The organism is Quyinboa mangrovi (genome assembly GCF_042219825.1).
GTDB lineage: Bacteria > Bacteroidota > Bacteroidia > Bacteroidales > UBA5342 > JBHJHP01.
Genome location: NZ_JBHJHQ010000004.1, coordinates 139670 through 158362, shown reverse-complemented (window position 1 = coordinate 158362; position 18693 = coordinate 139670). Strand labels below are relative to the sequence as shown.

The following is an 18693-nucleotide window of genomic DNA, read 5'->3' as shown; positions in this document are numbered from 1 at the left end:
ACCAGGATTAACTTTACCTGTAATGAATCTTCAGTCCATCACCATTATTTTTCTGGCAATACTCATTGGAATTGCTTACCTGCTCAGAGTCAGAAGCTATGATATGTATGAAAAAGAGCCTTTCTTTAAACTTCTTCTGGTTATGGCAACCGGAGGAATTATCGCCATTATTACATCGACGGTCTTCTACAGCTTTACCCCTGTAAAGTATAATTTTCTGGATGCGATCATCAAAGTTGGGATCATTGAAGAATTATCAAAGTTTATTGCACTTCTTATCGTGTATTCATTTATAAAAAAAGATTTTAACGAAATCGTGGACGGACTCATATACATCACGGCAATATCCCTCGGGTTTGCAGTTATTGAAAATATCTTTTATGCATTTAGCTATGAAAACCATTATCTTATTTTATTTCAAAGATCCATATCTGCAGTCATCGGTCACATTTCGTTTTCAGGGTATATGGGTATTGCGTTCTATATTCATAAAAGGATCCGAAAAAATTATTCCGGTATTTTAATTTCCATTCTTATTGCAGCCATAGCTCACGGTTTTTATGATGGTGTATTGTTTCACAAAGAATTGAACTTCCTCTTTATATTTATTTTCATCCTACTGATCATTCTGCAGTTCAGGGTGTTAAAAGCAGCACTTGGGTTCTCTGAATTCAGAGAGAAAATAGTCGCCGGTCTGTTTACCGAAACCGGTGAAACTCATGTGCAGTATTGTGCTTCGTGCCATAAGGATTTTAAAAATAAAACACTTAAATTTCACAGAATAGAAACCTCGGTTTGCAGTGAATGTGGAGAATATGCATTTAACGAAAAAAATGTAAAGCATTTGTTTGCATATTCCAGACCAATTCTCAGGATCAAAAGCTTTATAAGAAGGCTCAGAAAAAAGGATATCATAGTTTACATGGACGACAAAAAGACAATTGCATATGACACCCGGAAAAAAATATTAAGCTCTGATATAGATTCATTGGGGGAATGGCTGGAACAAACAAATACCACAGACAGAGAAAATCTACTGAACAAACCTGTCATAGGTTTAATTCTTAAAAGTATCGGACTAAGAGCCACGGAGTTAAAACCCGATACAACTTTTAAACCAACAATTACCTGAGATTGAACTTTAGAGGTTTATTTGAGTTTTAAATTCATAAACTTGCAAATTAGAAAAATCAAAACTCAATTTACCATGAAAAAACAATCCAGGGCTCTAAGGATAAAGAACCGGACTATCGTTATCCTATTGGTTTCCTTAAATCTGATACTTTACACCAATATTCTGAGTGCCCAAAAAACAAGTCTTTCAATAGGAACAGATTTTCCATACCAGCATTATGCAGGATTGAACTATCAGATCCAGAACTTTGAATTTTCTTTAAAGACAGGCTTCCTTGTTCCACCGTATTCCGATATCATCATTAATGAACTGGACAACCTTGGAATAAAAGGGATTTATATCGATATCCTCAATTCCGCATACGATTTTGGGTGGATGAACACCGTTGGTGTCCATTATAATTTTGGAAGAGGGAAAAGCTGGTATGCCGGACCGGAATTCAGATATGACAAACTCACCGCATCAGACACTCCTGTAGATTTGATTGAATCCGTTACCGGTTTAAAATTCATCTCCTATTTTCCTTTTACTTTTACAGAAACAAACGCAAAGCTGGGGATGAACATGTATGGCATGGGATTACGCATTGGGAGGAAACTGTATTTGGGAGAGGCCAATAACCATTGCATCAAAATTGAACTATCTGCGTATAAATATATATCTACCCAATCGGTACTGACTATAAATGAAAAAACCGCTGATAAAATAAATGCACGGTTAAATACACTTTTATGGGATGAAGTTTTTAAATCGTATGGTTACGTTGGAGGATTGGGAATTTCGTATAACTATACATTTTAAATTATTCTTGAAATTGCACGTTCAATTTGGCGTATGCATCCAATCTGCATTCCCATATTTAATTATAATGTGATCTTGTAAATGCACCATTCGGATCAGATCAATCAACTCTCCGCTCCGGCAGAAATTGTTCTGATTGATGACTGTTCTTCCAAAGTGTTCAGAATGGAAAATGAGGGATTCTGTTATACATATAATGATCAAAAATGAGAAAAATATTGGCAAATATGTTTCTGAATTATGTGCTGGAGTATATAAATTATGCCCCTAAGGTGATTGAAGATTTAACCCTTTTAAGAATGTATTTCAATATAATAAAATTCCGTTGCATTGTATCCATGCTTTCAGGATTGCAAAACTCATAATCTTCCACTTTCCTTCCAAAGTAGGCTGTCCCAAATGACAAACAAAAACATTTTGAACTTATAAATTGTAAGCAATCTTTATTTTACCCCTCCAAACCTCTCCGTCAGCTGACGGAAGGCTTTATGTCCCCTTCTGGGGATTTAGGGGTAATTTTGTAAAAACTACTTACAATCCGTATGGAAAGAAAATTCTGTTATCACTTTTTGGACAGCCTCATAATTTTTTACATACTTGTGATTTTGAATAAAGTAGTATTCCATATGGACAGATAACTCTGTCTTTTCATTTTCCCTTTCTAAAGTCTTACCCATTACTGAGTAAAAATACAAGGTCCATTGTATTAAATTTAAACCTCTTACAATTAATCAACATGGTTAGAAAACTGGCACTTTCTATCGCAGCAGCAACGGGCATTATGACCATCTCAGGACAAAAACCTAATGTAATTATCATCCTTGCCGATGATATGGGTTTTTCAGACATAGGCTGTTATGGCAGTGAAATTCCAACGCCAAATATTGATGCGCTGGCAGAAAATGGTGTCCGGTTTACCCAATTTTATAACACAGCAAGATGCTGCCCGACGCGGGCTAGTTTAATGACAGGTCTTTATCCTCACCAAACAGGTATTGGTCACATGACTGAATCGCCGGAAACCCCGGATGCAGAAAAATGGGGAACAGACGGGTATCAGGGACATCTGAACCAGAATTGTGTAACCATGGCACAGGTGCTGCAACAAAACGGTTATCATACCTACATGACCGGAAAATGGCATTTAGGCTATTTTGAGCCTGAAAATCGTCCACTTCAACGTGGCTTTGAAAAATATTATGGCATCATTGCCGGAGCCAGCAGCTACCTGAAACCATCCGGATCAAGAGGACTAACATATCAGGATCAGAAACTGCCCGCACCGGATCAACCGTATTATACAACTGATGCCTTTACAGACAGTGCCATCGCATTCATAAAATCAAATCCGGTTAAGGATCCCTTTTTTCTCTACCTGGCATTTAACGCACCTCACTGGCCATTACAGGCAAAAGAAGAAGACATTGAAAAATTCCGGGGAAAATATAAAACGCTTGGTTGGGATAAGATGCGCGAAAACCGCTTAAGCAAACAGAAGGAACTTGGCATTTTCAACGAAGAAGCCACTTTGTCAAAGCGGGATCGACGGGTCCGGCCCTGGGTGGATGTAGATGAGAAACAAAAAGATGAATCAGACTACCGGATGGCTACTTATGCTGCCCAGGTGTATTGTCTGGACTACAATGTTGGGAAACTTGTTTCGTATCTAAAAGAAACGGACCGGATAGAGAATACAGTAATCATATTTATGTCAGATAACGGAGCCTGCCCCGAACCATGGAATGAATTCGGAGGAATGGATATTTCGAAAATTAATGATCCGGATGTGTGGTTGTTCAGCTCTATTGGGATAGGCTGGGCAAATGCCTGCAACACTCCTCTAAATAAATATAAAACACTCGTTCATGAAGGCGGTATTTCAACACCTTTTATTGTACATTGGCCGGAAAAGGCTAAACACAATGCGGGTAATATTGTGAACACCAAAGGCTACCTGATTGATATTATGCCAACTGTTCTGGATCTGACAAATTCCAAATATCCTGTTGAATATAATGGAAAGGAAATTTATCCAAATGAAGGCATCAGTCTGGTTAAAGCCATCATAAAAGGAAAAGGCAAAAAGCATGCGTATATGTTCTGGGAACACGAGGGTCATTTTGCCGTCCGCAAGGGAGACTGGAAAGCTATAAAGAATCTCAAGGATGAGAAATGGCAACTGTTTAACATAGCTAATGATCGCATTGAATCAAAGAATGTTGCTGAAGAAAATCCTGAACTCATCGAAGAACTCAGTGCCAAATGGAACGAATGGGCTTACAGCCATAATGTATTACCCAAAAGAGCAGAAAGCAACTAATTTACCTGTTCATCCTAATTAAAGCCATCATTGAGTCCTTTCTGAATGTCTTTAGGTCAAAATGAAGGTTCTGACAATTCTGGTTCTTATTTAAAACCGGAATAAATTATCCTCTTAGCTTATTTCAAGTTGAATTTTGAATTATTTTAGTGCCTGAAGAAATTGTTTTGTTGAATAAAAAGCTACCTGAGGAGAATTAACAACTAAATATTTTAAATAACCAATTTAACTTACTATGATCACATTTTTAGGATTTATTGTATTGGTTGCCGGTATTGCAGCCCTTATACTTTCAAAGCTTGAAAAGCAGGAAAAATTTCCAAAATTGTTAAAAGGCATCCGGAAAGGTCCTGCTTATTTTCTTATCGTTGTAGGAATTTTTTTAATGTTGCTAAAGTCCCTTTTCTTTTTTGCAGACAGAGGATACAACTATTTACTTGTCTATCCGAGTGGCAAAATGAATGCCGAAATGGAACAAGGAATTAAGTGGAGAGGATTTGCAAAAATAGACAGATGGGATAAATACATTGATGTTAAAGTAGTAGATGAGAAATCGGACATGAAAGACATTGATGCCATCGAAGGCATTATGCAACCCATTCCTATAAGATTTATTGACCAGGTTACAGCAACAGCTAAAGTATCTGCAAGATTTCAGTTACCTAAATCAGCAGAACAGTTTATATCATTGGCCGTTGAATTTAAAAGTCTGGACAATCTTATACAAACTACATTGATTCCTACTGTAAAAGAGGTAATGTCGAATACCGGTTATATGTTTGCAGCCCAGGATTACATATCGGGTGAAGCCCAGAACTTCAGAACCACATTTGAAGAACAGCTTAGTGGCGGTTCCTATAAAGTAAATAAAATTACATCGTACGATACCATTTATGCCGATATAGACAAACCTCAGGATAAAAGATCAATTCAGGGCATCAAAACAAATTACACCGTAAAAAAAGTTTTAAAAAATGGCGTGCCGGAAAGGATCCCAAACGAAATTACCAAAAACGGAATTATTGTATCCCAGGTTATTGTGGATGATATCTTCCTGGAAACGACATTTAAACAAAGACTGGAAGCTCAAAGAGACGAATCAGCAAAAAGACAGCTGGAACAACAGAAGATTAAGACAGCCAAAGATGCCCAGGCAAGAATTATTGCGGAAGGTGAAAGAGATAAGGCCGAAGAGAGGGTAAAACAGGAGAAAGAGCAGGTTAAAACGTTGATTGCCATTGAAACAAAACTGAAGCAGGAAGAAACCAACAAAAAACTGGCTGCCATTCAGCTTGAAACAGAGAAACTTGCTTCGCAGAAAATTAAGGTAAAAGCAGATGCTGAAGCCTATGAAATCTCAAGAAAAGTGAGTGCCGGTATTACACCTGAAGTAAAATTACAAATGGAACTGGACAGGGATGTAAAAGTAGCAGCAGAAATTGCAAAAATTAAATTTCCTGAAACCATGATAATGGCCGGTGATGCAAAAGGCGGCACACCACTGGAAAGTTTGATTGGTGCAGCCATGGCAAAGCAGTTGCAAACAACTAAAAGATAAGAGTATAAAAATTACAGAATAGTTTAGGCCGGACAGTTTGTTGTTATCAAAAACAAATCTGTCCGGTTTTTTATTGCCTTATTAATTTTCCTGTTTTAAACATCCTGTCTCCTACCCTGATAGAATAAAAGAAAATATTACCGTCTGATCCCATACTCTCAGTGGAAAATTCAAATGTATTTTTCCCGGAAGTACAGAATCTGCGTTGTTCTAAGACGACCTGACCAAGCACATTCCTGATGACAACAACAACATCATCATCGCCTGACTGTAAGTCAAATGAAATAGTAAATCTGTCATTAAAAGGATTCGGATAAACAGCCACACTATTTTGTGGGACATACTGTTCTTCAATACCATTTGGGAATGCTTCTTCAATAGCACCAATCTGCGCATCCAGCCAGTCAATGCGCTGGCTAATCCACGATTTAAGATGACCTATTTCATTTGCATAGGTTCCTCCAACATAAGGATTTGGCCATTCGTAAGTGCTCAGGATGTTGAATTTATCGAAGTTTCTCTCCTGGGCATCGCGTAACACAAAGGCACATGAATCAACAAAATTATTCAACGAGTCTTTACTTAGCACACCTTCCCTCAGTTTTTCCCATCTGAATTTCAGCACGGTTTCAAAAAACGGATCCTCCCTGAACCGATCCCACCAGAAGGGAATCTCATTCCCAAAATCACCCGAACCTATACCGTTCGGTTTATCATCTTTCATCCAGCCGGTAGTAATATCACCTCCTAAGAAGTTCGCATTCCCAAAACAGAGATTGTAGTCCCAAAATGGAGACAAGGTCAGTTTACCTCCCTTGCTGTCTTTATCTTTATGGAAATAGACGCTTACGCGATATCCGTCAATATCCTTACTAAGCTCTGTAATAATAAAATAATCGATAAACGACACAACATCTATATAATGGCGATAACCAATTTCGGGATCTTTAAAATCATCACTTTTCAGTGCATCCTCAAAACTAAAAATATAGTTTTTGATGTAATTCCGCTGTGTATCGTTTAGTTCGTCATATTTGGGATCAACATAGGAAAAAGTGACCGGATAAGTTCCGGTTCTGCCTATATAAGGAGAATCAAAACTGCCAACCTGTTCCCTGTCAATACTCATGATATAACCCCCTGTCAGCTGATCGCCTGTAATATCTTCCGGTTTCAGGGTTGCGATATTCACCCTGTTTTTATCAATTTTTATCTTTTCCTCAAATACATATACACCACGATACTCTCCATTGATCATTACCTCCACAAACCGTGTATGAGGATTCCATTTTCCCATTCTGTTTCCGATATGATAAGCCAGCACATTACGCATTAATGTTTTATCTGAATAAGGACCATGAAGAACCCAGTCATTTTCTTTTGGCATCCCGAGCAATTCCACATTATTATTTGAGCCATCTTCAAGACGGGTTTCAACGGTATAACTCTTTTTGGGGAACATCTGAGCCGTATTTCCCCGAATTTCAATCCCAACCCAGCCATTGTATTCATACACCGTATCTTTAAAACTATTCACTCCTTTAGGACTGTTAAATACCTGCATTTTTGCCATGATTTTAGGTTCATCCGGTATGGCCTGCCCCTGTGTATCGAATTTTATAAGCGGCAGATTGCTGAGCTCCTGTTCTGCGGGCAACTCAAACCAATCAGGAACCGGGTGAAATAAAATATCCTCACCATTAATCTCAGCATTCAGGAACACCCTGGCCGATAAGTCCGAGGATGTTGTACTCCAGTTTAAAATATGAACCGCAAGAATATTATCACCATCCAGCAAAATATCAGGATTCAGCATAACCCTTTCCGGCATTCCACCGGAATACAGCATTGCTTCGTGATCGGTTGTCAGGCTTGCGGTAAGCCCAGGTGTTCCAGCCGGCAAATTTGAAGAGCGTGCAATTTCCACCCCATTCAGATAGGCCACATACGCATCATCATAATCAATATCAAGGTATAGTGTAAATAATACCGCCGAAGAGGGCATTGTGAATTTTTTCCTGAGATATAGCGATGAACCGGTTTCCACAATGGTATTATCATCATTATCACCAAATCCGAAACCGCCTTGCCCGCTGCTCCATGAAGAATCATCAAAGTCAGACTGTATCCAGTCTGCAGATGGCTCTGTTTGTGGTACCAGGTATTTAAATTCATCCGACTCGGTCACAATACTTTCCCAGTGCGTTTGAGCAGATATTTTAAAAATGGCAGAAAACAGAATTACAGTGAATATCAATACGTATTTTTTCATCACCAACCTTATTGAGATTTTTTCCAATGTGCGTGCAGGAAAGAAGATTCTCTACCAAACACAATTACCTTATCACTGACAAATATAACACCTTACAACCTGAAATTAAAGTTATTATATGGTTTTGTTTCCCATTAAGTGTAAATTCAACAATTCTAAAATCTGTATTCTGCAGATTTTCGGTTAATTTTACAAAGCTAATATTCAAGTGATTCGTTATGAAAAAATCCATTTTCCTTCTCTCCATATTTGTGTTATCCATAACAGTAAGCGCTCAGAACTCTCAATATCTAACGCTGGATAAAAATGATCCGATTGATTTTTTTGCCACCTATATTGTCTATGACAACGACACAATACAACTAGGCCCCAAAGCTTTCTTTATTGACGGCCAATTGACCAGTGAAGAAATTGCAGACAACCCGTTTGTGTTCAATACCATTAATGATGCAGCCAAACATCTGACTGATGGAACCGAAGATGAACCTATGGTTCTTTATATTGCGCCCTGGGTATACTGGATAGACAATCCTGATGATCCTGAAGTACGTGATCCGGGCGACGGATCGGTGCCTTACGGCCTGGTTATAAAATGTGATTGGCTAAGGTTTTACGGGCTGAACCAAAATCCTGAAAATGTAGTTCTGGCGTGTAACCGTGGTCAAACATTAGGTGCTAAAGGTAATTATACCATGTTCCGTTTTTTGGGAAATGGCACTTCATCTGAAAACATCACCTTCGGAAATTACTGTAACGTGGATCTGAAATATCCTCTAAATCCTGAGCTGAACCGTAAAAAAAGGTCCGATGCCATTGTTCAGGCTCAACTGATCCATTGCAATGGCGACAAAATAATTGCCCGCAATACGCACTTTATCAGTCGCTTGAACCTGTGTAATTTTGTGGGAGCCAAACGCATATTGTTCGAGAACTGCCACATGGAATGTACCGACGATGCATTGTGCGGGACAGGTGTATATAAAGATTGTACGTTTGACTTTTACAGTTCCAAACCCTTCTACCACACTTCCGGTACCGGTGCTGTTTTTCTGAATTGCGACATCCGGTCATATACGCGGGGGACACAATATTTTACAAAAGCTAATGGTCAGGTTGCCGTTATAGACACACGCTTTCATGCCGATGCATTAAACTACATCGGCTGGCGCGATTTTCCGCCACCTTTCATGAAAAATTACCAGAGTAATGTAACATTGAACGGGAAGCAAATTACCATCAGTAAAAAGGATCCGCAAAGTACTATAGATATTACAGGTTCACCAGAGTTAAATGCGTATAAATTTAACTACAAGGGTAAAGTTATCTATAACACGTATAACCTGCTTAAGGGCAATGATGACTGGGACCCGGAAAGCATTAAACAAACTGTTTTAAAAGCTGAAAAAGAAAACAAAATCAGTCTTACCGGTATTCCGGTTCAGTTAAAGATTAAGGCTTCCGAAAATACCATTGAAACAGGTAAAGATGTCTCAGTTCTAAAGGTTGACCTGATCCGGTTTGGAAATTATGAAGCAGCAGCAGAATCGGTTAGCTGGAATATCTCTGAACGGGATAAAGCATTCATTAAAACGGAAATATCCAAAAACGGAAACGTATGCAAGGTGATTCCGGCAAACACCAGTGACAGCATTCAAAAGGTTTTACTGACAGCCTCCAACATATCCGGGCTTGAAGGTGCAATTAGTTTAAGCATTAAACCGGCAAAACTGAATCCACCTATGTTTGTTTCTCTCCCAAAGATTGAGAAGAATATTGATGGTACTTTGTCCGTAAACTACCGACTCGAAAAAATGAAGTACGAAGACGAGTCCATGGTGAGTTGGTTTAGATGTAGTGATGCCAATGGTGAGAATCCAATTGAGACTGCCGTTTCCAGGAAAAACAATCCCTTGCTCCACTACGAATTATCGGCAGGAGATATCGGATATTATATCATGGTAAAGGTGGCACCGAAACATTTGCGCAGTGATGCTGGTCCGGTTAAATCATTCATACTTCAAAAACCAATCCGGGAAAAAGATGTTAAAGCAGATCCGCTCACATTGCAAACTGATTTCATAAATGTTTGTGTTAAAAATCAGCCCAAAGTTATTCCCGGCTTCTGGCGCTTTGCTCCTTTTGACACTTCTGCCATAAAAGATTTCAACCGGGATGCCTGGTATGTTGGCGAAGGCAGCGGAGGTTCTGAAGGTATGACCGGATTACTGCAAACCGGCAGATATGCGTCCATGAGTTATACTCCGGTTGGCCCGACATTTGGTGATATGAGCGCTGAACTTACCATAACGCCATTCAAAACAGCCGGACAGGGCTTTAGTGTGGCACCACTCTACATGGATGTGCTGATCAGTTACAACCCGGAAACAAAAACAGGCTATGGCATCAGGTTCATCCGAAAAACGAAATTTGCCAATACAGTAGAGGCTTACCTGGTTGAGTATAATAATGGTTATGTAACCCAATTGACGGAAGCTATTCCTACAAGTTGTTTCAGGCCTCAGTGCCGGCTCACCGTTGAACTAAAAGGTGATCAGCTATTGGCACATGCGTCCTGCCTGAATGACTATTACAAGGCCGGTTATCCCCCGGAAGTAAAAGATCATGTGGATCTTGAAGCAATTGTTTCGCCTAACCGTGAAGGAAGTTTTGGGATCGAGTATAACGGTGGCGCTACCACCATGATTAATGAGGTCGTTGTGATATGGGAAAAACCGAAATTATGACTTAAAAAGGGTGACGTGATTTAAAAAACCACATCACCCAATATTTCGCACTGCGTCTACATACCTGGTTTTCGAGCCCAGGCTTTATATAGTCAGATTTTTTCTGTTCCGAGAAATTCAATGATCCTGTTATTAACGTATTCAGGTTTTTCCATATTTAATCCATGTCCTGCACCTGGGACTATGATTATTTCTGCATGTGGCAAAGCATTTTGCGCGTTTGATTTGAAAACTTCAGGATCATCATAAAGAATAGGTTTACCACCTGCCATTATTAATACCGGCATTTCAATCATGGTTAATTCTTCAGGAGCATAGATTCTGTGTTGTGGCACATCAAACATTTTTGTTGTACCGTATTCAATTACATCAAGCATATGTTCCGTCCATATATCCATTTGTTCATTAGAGTATCCTCCTCCTAACCAGGATAAAAATCCGGCATATTTTTTTCTATTTGGGAAAAACATAAATGATTTAAATCCTTTCCACGCAATTCCGCCGTTCATAGGCATAAATGTCTCTGATGGGTCCAGCATGATAACAGATGTTATTGCATCGGGCATTTCCCTGGCTAACGATAATGAAAGCCAGCTGCTATAAGAAACTCCCATAACTGCAACACTCTCAAGTTTGAAATGATTTAATATCTGATTAAACCAAATTTTATAGTCATTGAACTCAGTTATTGCTTTTCCTTCCGGCTGACTTTTACCACCATAATTTATCATGTCAAGCGTGTAAACTTTGTAATGTTCAGAAAGTTTGCCAACATTTGGAAACCACATAGAAGCATCTCCAAACAGGCCGGGTAATATAACCAGTGTCTGCTTATTATTTTCACCTGAAATGATAACATGTGACTGTCCATAATCAGTATTTACGTATGCCTCAGAATATGCAACATTCCATAGTTCCATAGATCTGTCGTAACTTTTAAATGCAATTTCTTTTCCCTCAGGCGTTTTGTATAGTGACGCCGGTGCAGTCAACTTTTTATTTGTTGAACAAGCTGTAGTTAGTAAAAACACTGCTACAAGGCTCAGTGTTATGCTTTTAGAATCTTTCATCTTAGTAATGGTGTTATATGTTATATATTAGTTTAATTCATTCAATACGCCTTTTACCAAACCATCTGCATCTGAATCTGTAAGCCTGTAAGCCTCCAGTTGTTTTCTGCCTGGTTTTGGATTTGCCGGTAGTATCTCGCTGATAAGGGGATTGATTACCATTTTCGGCATTGATCCCGTTCTCTCAATAAGTTCCTTCTCCAGATCAGTATTTTTACCATTAGCCCCGGCACTTAAAGAGATAAAAGAATAGCTCTTTGATTTCCCTTTCAAGTCCATGAACAATGCTCTGAACGGAGTCGCAATTTTGCCGAACCAGACAGGTGCAACAAAGATCAGATCTTCATACATGTCCATGCTTTTTTCAGGTTCATCAATTGATGGAATTCGATTAAAGAGTACATCAAAAAGAATAGTCATAACAGTCCTTTTTTTCTTTTCCTCCACGACTATAAGGTCTGCATTTAAACCCCGGGCAATTTTTTTCGCCAGCTTTCCATTGTTTCCTGTAAATGAGTACGATATAATAAGTGTTTTCATCTTTTGAATTATTTTATGTAAAATATGGCCGTTTGAATAATTGATTGTTTGATAAAAATCAAAATCGACTTTTCTTATCTTTCATTTCTTAATCTTAGTGCGTAATCTTCAAGTCTCATTCCGGGTTTTCCTAAAACAGAGTACGTCCCGTATTCATCAGCCAAATATGTTTCTACAGACTGAGAAAAATAATCGGACATGTGCTTTAAAATCTTCATTTCATTTTTAAAATGCGCCAGTATACTAATCATCCTATGCGGGAATATATTGACTTTGGTCCCTTTATCATATACAGAAAAGAATAGTCTTGCTGCTTCAGGATGTTTAATACCTTCTGTCCCCTGGATTGGGAACTCCTTATAAAATGCTTCAGGATTTCCAATTGCGTTTGCTATATGTTTTGAAAAATCCAAACAGTTCGTAAAATAAATCGGATTTTGGGTGTCACCCATTACTGCATAGGTATGGTTTCGTTCATAAAAAATGAAACTATCAATAAACCAACTGCAATGAAGGATAGTATACGGAATTCCGGATTCTTTTATGAGTTTATGACCTTGTTTACGTATTATATTGGGGATAAACTTAAATCGTGCAGGCTTCTGCACATTATCCAGGGCCCCAAGACCGGAAATACAAATAATTTGTTTAATACACTTTTTATCTACAGCATTCAGAATATTTGCTACACCTTCCCTGTCCGGTGCAAAGGGCGTATCAATTTTAATACTTTGTGTTGAAAGATTTAAGTATAAATATTCCGTATCTTTCAATGCACTCTTTAAAGCTGAAACATCTTTCAGATCTGCTTTCTCAATTGTTATATGAGGTTCATCCCTAAAAAGATTGTTCGCTTTTTCAAGGTTTCTCACGATTGCTTTTACTTCATAACCTGATTGAATAAGGTTTTTGGCAACAACACTTCCAATATTGCCTGTTGCTCCGATGATGGTAATTTGTTTCGCTATGCTCATAATACTTGTTTTAAATGATGAAACAAAGTTATTATGAGTCTGTGGGAGAATCATTTGACAAAAGTCAAAATCGCCTATCTCTTCCTACGTATTCTGCTTAAAGTGGCAATATCAACACCAATATAGGAAGCTATATTCCCAAGTGTTGTGCGTTGTAGCAAATCGTGATGTTCATTGCAAAAAGTCTGATAACGTTCCGTAGCAGACATGATTTGAAACCGGTTGGCTCTTTCTATCATTTCTCTGCTTTTATAATCGGCTAAATCCCTGCAGATAAGATTCCATGCTGGTATTTTACGGTACAATTCCTTTTGCGATTCATAGGAAATGACCATTAACTCAGAGTTCTCAATTGCTTTTATATTCTCTTTAGACGGAACCCGGTTATTAAAACTATCGAACGAAATAATCAATGTGTTTTCAGGAAAGAAGTCAGATGTTATTTCATTGGCCTCCTCATCATAAATGTAGGATCGGAGTAAACCTTTTACTACAAAACCAATATAATTACAAATTTTGCCTTCCTTTAAAAAAAATTCATTCGCCTCAACTACCAAAGGCGCATAACCGCTCATGGTCAATGCTATTTCTTCTTCAGTTAAATTATACTTCTTTGCTATATTCTCGTCAATTTTCATTTTGCCGACATATTTTTATTTAACAATGTATATTAATGAGTAACCTGATTTCACTTATACTAATCAATATCTCCGGAAATCGCATAAATAAAAGATAAACATGCTAGTATTACTGTGGAAAATAAAAATATAAATACAATATTTAGGATAATCTCGGGATTGTCTTGTCCCGGGAAATAACCAAAAATTCCTAATTCCATCACAATTAGCCATGAAATTAATGTTGCTATTAAGAAATAAATCCATAGAGCAGAGAATTTCTTTCTCAACTGAAAAGATAATATATGTTTCCACCAATCTAACGATTTACTTACTCGTGTAGCAAATGCCCAGGTTGGTAAAAAAAGTATGATATGACCTATTCCTCCACCCACAAGAGTAAGTAATATTAAAAGCACTAAAAAAATTATTGCCCCATGTTTTATTTGTAAATATTTTATTGACCATAAAATAATTGTCACACCAACTAAAACAGAACTAATACCTGTAACAAGATAATTGTGAATTAATGTAAAGGCTCCTTCAGTACCATATAACCAGAATCTATGTTTTACACCAATAGCTTCAATATAAAATCCATTTGTTGTAATATTACCTTGCAGAATTTCAAATAATCCATGATTAAAAATACCCGACAGACCTAGCAGAACTCCTATTACAGAGGCCGTAACGTTTACTCTTTTATTATAATAAGTTATATTAACATCTTTCATAAATAATTAGCTATTATCAAATTAATGTATAAAAAAGAATTAATATATTTATTAATATTGCTACTCCCCCCTGAGTGTGTAATTTGCGCCTGCTCCCATCCCAAAATGCAATAAACAGAAGCGTAGACAAAGTAATAGCGATAATAACCTCTGCATTATTCCATGTATGACCTATTATTAAAAGAACACCTGACAAAACAAAACATATCGCAGCAATAATACATAAAACACCAGCAAGCATTTTTTTTGTTTTCAAGCTAAAAGTATTAGCTAGCAACTTTGAATTATCCGGCCAGATAAAACCCTTTTCCAATTCAAAATAACCCAAACTATGTCCCATATACAATAAGTGTACTAATCCATGCAATATGTAAAAGACTCCAAAAAAATAAATCATTGTTATTATTGTTTTGTCTGACTCTTATATAAATTTCTTAAGGCTGCTACGGGTTGGTTAAGCTTGCCTTTTACTCTGGCATCTTTACTCACACGAATTCTGCTTTATCTTCTAACATGGAACGATAACCGACTTTTTATCAAGTTCACGTATTATATACAAATGATTGTGTTTCAGCTAATACCCCTATAAAACTAGCAAAATAAAAGTTTAAAAGCAAACAGGTGGCGAATATCTAAGAGATGTGATTAACCGCGTCTCTATGCCCATAAAATGAACAAAGCCGCTTATTCCCCGGAAGTAAAAGATCATGTGGATCTTGAAGCAATTGTTTTGCCTAACCGGGAAGGAAGTTTTGGGATCGAGTATAACGGTGGGGCTACCACCATGATTAATGAGGTCGTCATAAAATGGGACAAATAGCTCGTCACTCAAAAGTTAGCTGAAAAATAATTCTCTTTTGAAAGACTGCCCGCTTGATTATTCTATTTTACTCTATAATTAAATTTCAGGGCCTTAGGCTTTCTTAACTGGTATTTTATGTCAGAGATGACTCCTGCTTTCACATTTTTTGCAACCGTCAGATTTACAACCACTTTTCTTCCCTGTTTATCTGAATATGTTGAAAATAATCTGGAAACATACGGCCCAATGCTGTCAATTTCCACGACCGTTCCATTGAGTAAAACAGTATTGTTCTCTGTGACTTCAATCTGAATTGGCTTCACCTGATTTTTCGGTTTAACTTCCCTCATATTACAGGAAACCAATAGAGTAAAAATTGACAGAATAAAAATTTTATAGGTTTTCATAGCACTAAATTATTAAATGTGAAACAATCTTATTAGGGTTAAAAGAAAAACTCAACTTAATTTTTTATATGACATCCCTACGGGACTTCACTTTTAGGTTCTTAGTTTATTTACCAATATAAAGTATCTCCGGTACTGTCAGTTAGGGACAAGATATAAATATAAAATTGTTTTTAATATTAATCCTCTTCGAAATTTTTAAAATTCTCCATCATCATACCCATATTAGTATATGAATCTGACATTACTTTCGATCTCCATGCAGGCGATGAGGGGAAATACATCTCATCAAAGAGGTGCTTTACAGCCGTTTCATTTTTTTTGTCTTTATAGCCATAGTGCGCACCCTCGTTCTCCAGAATCATGATCTGAATTGATTTTAATGATCCAAAGGTTTCCTGGCTATTCAGAGTTCCATACTCAAAACACATGGGAATACAGAGTACATCAGGAACCAGTTTATTAACCCAGGTAATATATTCACCATTGATCGTATAAAAATCATCACTGCTGCCCCAGTCAATTTCCGAGCCTTTAAATATGGTTTCTATCCCTTTCTCCACTGCCTCATCATCTGGTTTATCGATAAACAGGTGCATTTTACCCCTTTCGCCGTATCCGGTATGCAAATCCACATTAAGTACCATTTTATACTTTTGAATCTTTTGGGTTAAAAATGGTTTGAGTGATTTAACCTGTGGTTCGTAGTCTTTCCCGCCATAGTAAATACCTTTATTATAATCGTACTGTCCCTGAAGCGCTGCCTGACGCAAAACAGGCATTGACTTCTGCAGTATCATGTAAATTGAAACAAGATGGAAAAAACGGTTATGCAGGCTGTTGTAATTAACAGGTTCTGACGGCATTAAAAAATCAGTCATTTCTGCGTAACCCTCATTCTTTATATCAAACGGTTCCCCCTCAGCTAAGCAATTCCTGTTTAGATCGACATTGTTTTCGGTAACCTTCCTGTGGTATTTAAACCCATAGGGATTCAGTCCGTGTAAAAACAGGACTCCCATATTATCTGGCAACTGCTGCTTCAGAATTTTATCGATAAACATACTTTGTATGGCACTTCCGGTATAACCTTCAATGCCATGCAATCCTGAATTCAGGATCAACAGTTTTTCCTTGTCTCCTTTTGCCGGAATGTAGCACCAGTCTATGGTTAAATCATCATCTGCGCTTCCCGGGACATACATCTTTCCTGTTTTCACACTGTCAAAATCAGTCTCGATATTTTCAACACTTCTCACAAAGGCATCCCTACATTCGTTATAGGTTTCATGATAATAGGACAAATACGTGGAGTCAACCTGAACCAGAGGATCCTCTGCCCAAAAATTACGATAACTAACATAAGAACCCCCAATAACAAGTACAATAATACCAAAAAGTGTGTAAAGACTTATTTTCAGAACTTTTTTCATGATTCTGCAAATTTGGTTAGACTTGAAGGCGTTAAAAGATGTGCCCTAACTGATTACTTTAAATTAAACTTTTAATGCATTTTACATAGTGTGTCAACACTTATTCTTTCCACATATACTTGTCCAGTTCCTGGTTTGAAACCATCTCAGAGATGAAATCACTCCCAATAAAATCCGGTTTCAAATAGGGGTATAATTTAGATGACTTATAACCCACATAAGCTATCATCCACTTATATGAATACTTCCTAAATTTAAAGACCAGAACAGTAGTGGCATTATTTAATCTAATTGTCTTTTCATAAACAATTTCATCCGGGATATCGCCAAATTCATATTGCATATTGAGCCAATTTGCTAAATAACCTTCAGAAGATTTTTCAATGCTTAACAACTCATCCGGAAATACATCCTTTTTATCAAAAGTATTAAGCACATCATATGTCAAAATTCTGTACTCTAAATCTTTTGCCTTCCTCATTATTTGTTTTACTTCCGGCAATTCTCCTCGTTTCAGCTTTTTATATATCGGCCGAATCGCATCAAACTTTAAATCATCACCTGTTAATTTTGAAATTCTGATTTTATCATAAATAAATTTATATTTTACATACCCAACAGTCAAAAATAAAATAATCCCCAATATAAGCAGAACAATTTCCATATTAATTCCGGTATCTAACATAAGTCACAATATTATTTGGTTCAAAATGGTTCATTCAATTTGGTGGCATGAATTTTTCCGATCTTTCGGCATACGCTTTAACCGCGCATTAAAAAACTGCTCTAATATAGATTACAAAACTATTTTACCGTTTTCAATTTTAAAGCTATAAAGTACTGATGTGTCAACGGGCTCACCGTTAACCGTTCCTGCTTTCCATTTCTTCAATTTTGCAAATACAGAAACGATCTGCTCATCAAGTTCAGGACTTTTTGTCTTATTATCTATTTGACATCGAACCATTTCACCTTCACAATTTATTATCAAATTAACCATGCCTTTGTCATTGTAATCAGGTTTATTCTGTAAAAAATTGACACTGGCATTTAATTGTTCTTCGATTTCTTCGTCGGTCATTGGCCCCTGAGCTTCTACTTGTCCATTACCAGAAAACGGAAGGATAGCAATTACTCTGGAATTGTTGCAAACTCCCGGAATAGGTTCATCCACCTGCATTATTGCTACCATATTACTTAAACCTGGATTTTTTGTAGCAGAGCAGGAACTCATAATAGTAACTCCCCAAATTATGTAGGTGTAAATCAATAACTTTTTCATATTT

17 protein-coding genes are annotated in these 18693 nt (G+C 37.3%); 6 read left to right on the top strand and 11 right to left on the bottom strand.

Going from position 1 to position 18693, the window contains the following annotated elements; all coding sequences use genetic code 11:
* Nucleotides 1–22: 22 nt before the first annotated feature.
* The 4 genes from ACE1ET_RS09485 (at nucleotide 23) to ACE1ET_RS09470 (ending at nucleotide 5814) form a co-directional block, all read left to right on the top strand.
* Nucleotides 23–1132: a PrsW family intramembrane metalloprotease gene (locus tag ACE1ET_RS09485; RefSeq protein WP_375728156.1), complete on the top strand. Its 1110-nt coding sequence runs from the start codon at nucleotides 23–25 to the stop codon at nucleotides 1130–1132.
* Between the two features lie 75 nt (nucleotides 1133–1207).
* Nucleotides 1208–1936, top strand: coding sequence for a hypothetical protein (locus ACE1ET_RS09480; protein ID WP_375728155.1), 729 nt, complete (start codon nucleotides 1208–1210; stop codon nucleotides 1934–1936).
* Nucleotides 1937–2672: 736 nt separating this feature from the next.
* Nucleotides 2673–4256, top strand: coding sequence for an arylsulfatase (locus ACE1ET_RS09475; RefSeq protein WP_375728154.1), 1584 nt, complete (start codon nucleotides 2673–2675; stop codon nucleotides 4254–4256).
* 235 nt (nucleotides 4257–4491) lie between these two features.
* Nucleotides 4492–5814, top strand: coding sequence for an SPFH domain-containing protein (locus tag ACE1ET_RS09470; protein ID WP_375728153.1), 1323 nt, complete (start codon nucleotides 4492–4494; stop codon nucleotides 5812–5814).
* Nucleotides 5815–5884: 70 nt separating this feature from the next.
* On the opposite strand, the gene ACE1ET_RS09465 is transcribed toward ACE1ET_RS09470, so the two are convergent.
* Entirely contained in the window at nucleotides 5885–8086 is a 2202-nt protein-coding gene (locus ACE1ET_RS09465) for a CotH kinase family protein (protein WP_375728152.1), read from the bottom strand.
* A gap of 218 nt (nucleotides 8087–8304) precedes the next feature.
* On the opposite strand from ACE1ET_RS09465, the gene ACE1ET_RS09460 reads away from it, so the two are divergent.
* Nucleotides 8305–10830, top strand: coding sequence for a pectinesterase (locus ACE1ET_RS09460; protein WP_375728151.1), 2526 nt, complete (start codon nucleotides 8305–8307; stop codon nucleotides 10828–10830).
* Between the two features lie 92 nt (nucleotides 10831–10922).
* On the opposite strand, the gene ACE1ET_RS09455 is transcribed toward ACE1ET_RS09460, so the two are convergent.
* The 6 genes from ACE1ET_RS09455 to ACE1ET_RS09430 all read right to left on the bottom strand — a co-directional run bounded on the left by ACE1ET_RS09455 (nucleotide 10923) and on the right by ACE1ET_RS09430 (nucleotide 15105).
* Complete coding sequence (locus ACE1ET_RS09455) at nucleotides 10923–11900, bottom strand: alpha/beta fold hydrolase (RefSeq protein ID WP_375728150.1); 978 nt, start codon at nucleotides 11898–11900, stop codon at nucleotides 10923–10925.
* 27 nt (nucleotides 11901–11927) lie between these two features.
* The gene (locus ACE1ET_RS09450) at nucleotides 11928–12440 is read right to left on the bottom strand and encodes a flavodoxin family protein (RefSeq protein ID WP_375728149.1); all 513 of its coding nucleotides are present in this window, start codon (nucleotides 12438–12440) and stop codon (nucleotides 11928–11930) included.
* Nucleotides 12441–12514: 74 nt separating this feature from the next.
* Nucleotides 12515–13414, bottom strand: a complete 900-nt coding sequence (locus ACE1ET_RS09445; protein WP_375728148.1) for an SDR family oxidoreductase — start codon at nucleotides 13412–13414, stop codon at nucleotides 12515–12517.
* Between the two features lie 74 nt (nucleotides 13415–13488).
* Nucleotides 13489–14052, bottom strand: coding sequence for a Crp/Fnr family transcriptional regulator (locus tag ACE1ET_RS09440; protein ID WP_375728147.1), 564 nt, complete (start codon nucleotides 14050–14052; stop codon nucleotides 13489–13491).
* Between the two features lie 59 nt (nucleotides 14053–14111).
* Complete coding sequence (locus ACE1ET_RS09435) at nucleotides 14112–14765, bottom strand: hypothetical protein (RefSeq protein ID WP_375728146.1); 654 nt, start codon at nucleotides 14763–14765, stop codon at nucleotides 14112–14114.
* Between the two features lie 16 nt (nucleotides 14766–14781).
* Entirely contained in the window at nucleotides 14782–15105 is a 324-nt protein-coding gene (locus ACE1ET_RS09430) for a hypothetical protein (RefSeq protein ID WP_375728145.1), read from the bottom strand.
* 330 nt (nucleotides 15106–15435) lie between these two features.
* Here ACE1ET_RS09430 and ACE1ET_RS09425 point away from each other — a divergent pair, with 330 nt between their 5' ends.
* Entirely contained in the window at nucleotides 15436–15585 is a 150-nt protein-coding gene (locus ACE1ET_RS09425) for a hypothetical protein (protein ID WP_375728144.1), read from the top strand.
* Between the two features lie 62 nt (nucleotides 15586–15647).
* Here the strand turns inward: ACE1ET_RS09425 and ACE1ET_RS09420 are convergent, their stop codons facing one another.
* The 4 genes from ACE1ET_RS09420 to ACE1ET_RS09405 all read right to left on the bottom strand — a co-directional run bounded on the left by ACE1ET_RS09420 (nucleotide 15648) and on the right by ACE1ET_RS09405 (nucleotide 18689).
* Nucleotides 15648–15974, bottom strand: a complete 327-nt coding sequence (locus tag ACE1ET_RS09420; protein WP_375728143.1) for a hypothetical protein — start codon at nucleotides 15972–15974, stop codon at nucleotides 15648–15650.
* 179 nt (nucleotides 15975–16153) lie between these two features.
* Nucleotides 16154–17407: a M14 family metallopeptidase gene (locus tag ACE1ET_RS09415; RefSeq protein ID WP_375728142.1), complete on the bottom strand. Its 1254-nt coding sequence runs from the start codon at nucleotides 17405–17407 to the stop codon at nucleotides 16154–16156.
* 100 nt (nucleotides 17408–17507) lie between these two features.
* A complete protein-coding gene (locus ACE1ET_RS09410) occupies nucleotides 17508–18092 on the bottom strand; it encodes a hypothetical protein (RefSeq protein WP_375728141.1) in 585 nt (194 codons plus the stop codon).
* A gap of 111 nt (nucleotides 18093–18203) precedes the next feature.
* Nucleotides 18204–18689: an energy transducer TonB gene (locus ACE1ET_RS09405; RefSeq protein ID WP_375728140.1), complete on the bottom strand. Its 486-nt coding sequence runs from the start codon at nucleotides 18687–18689 to the stop codon at nucleotides 18204–18206.
* Nucleotides 18690–18693 lie beyond the last annotated feature (4 nt).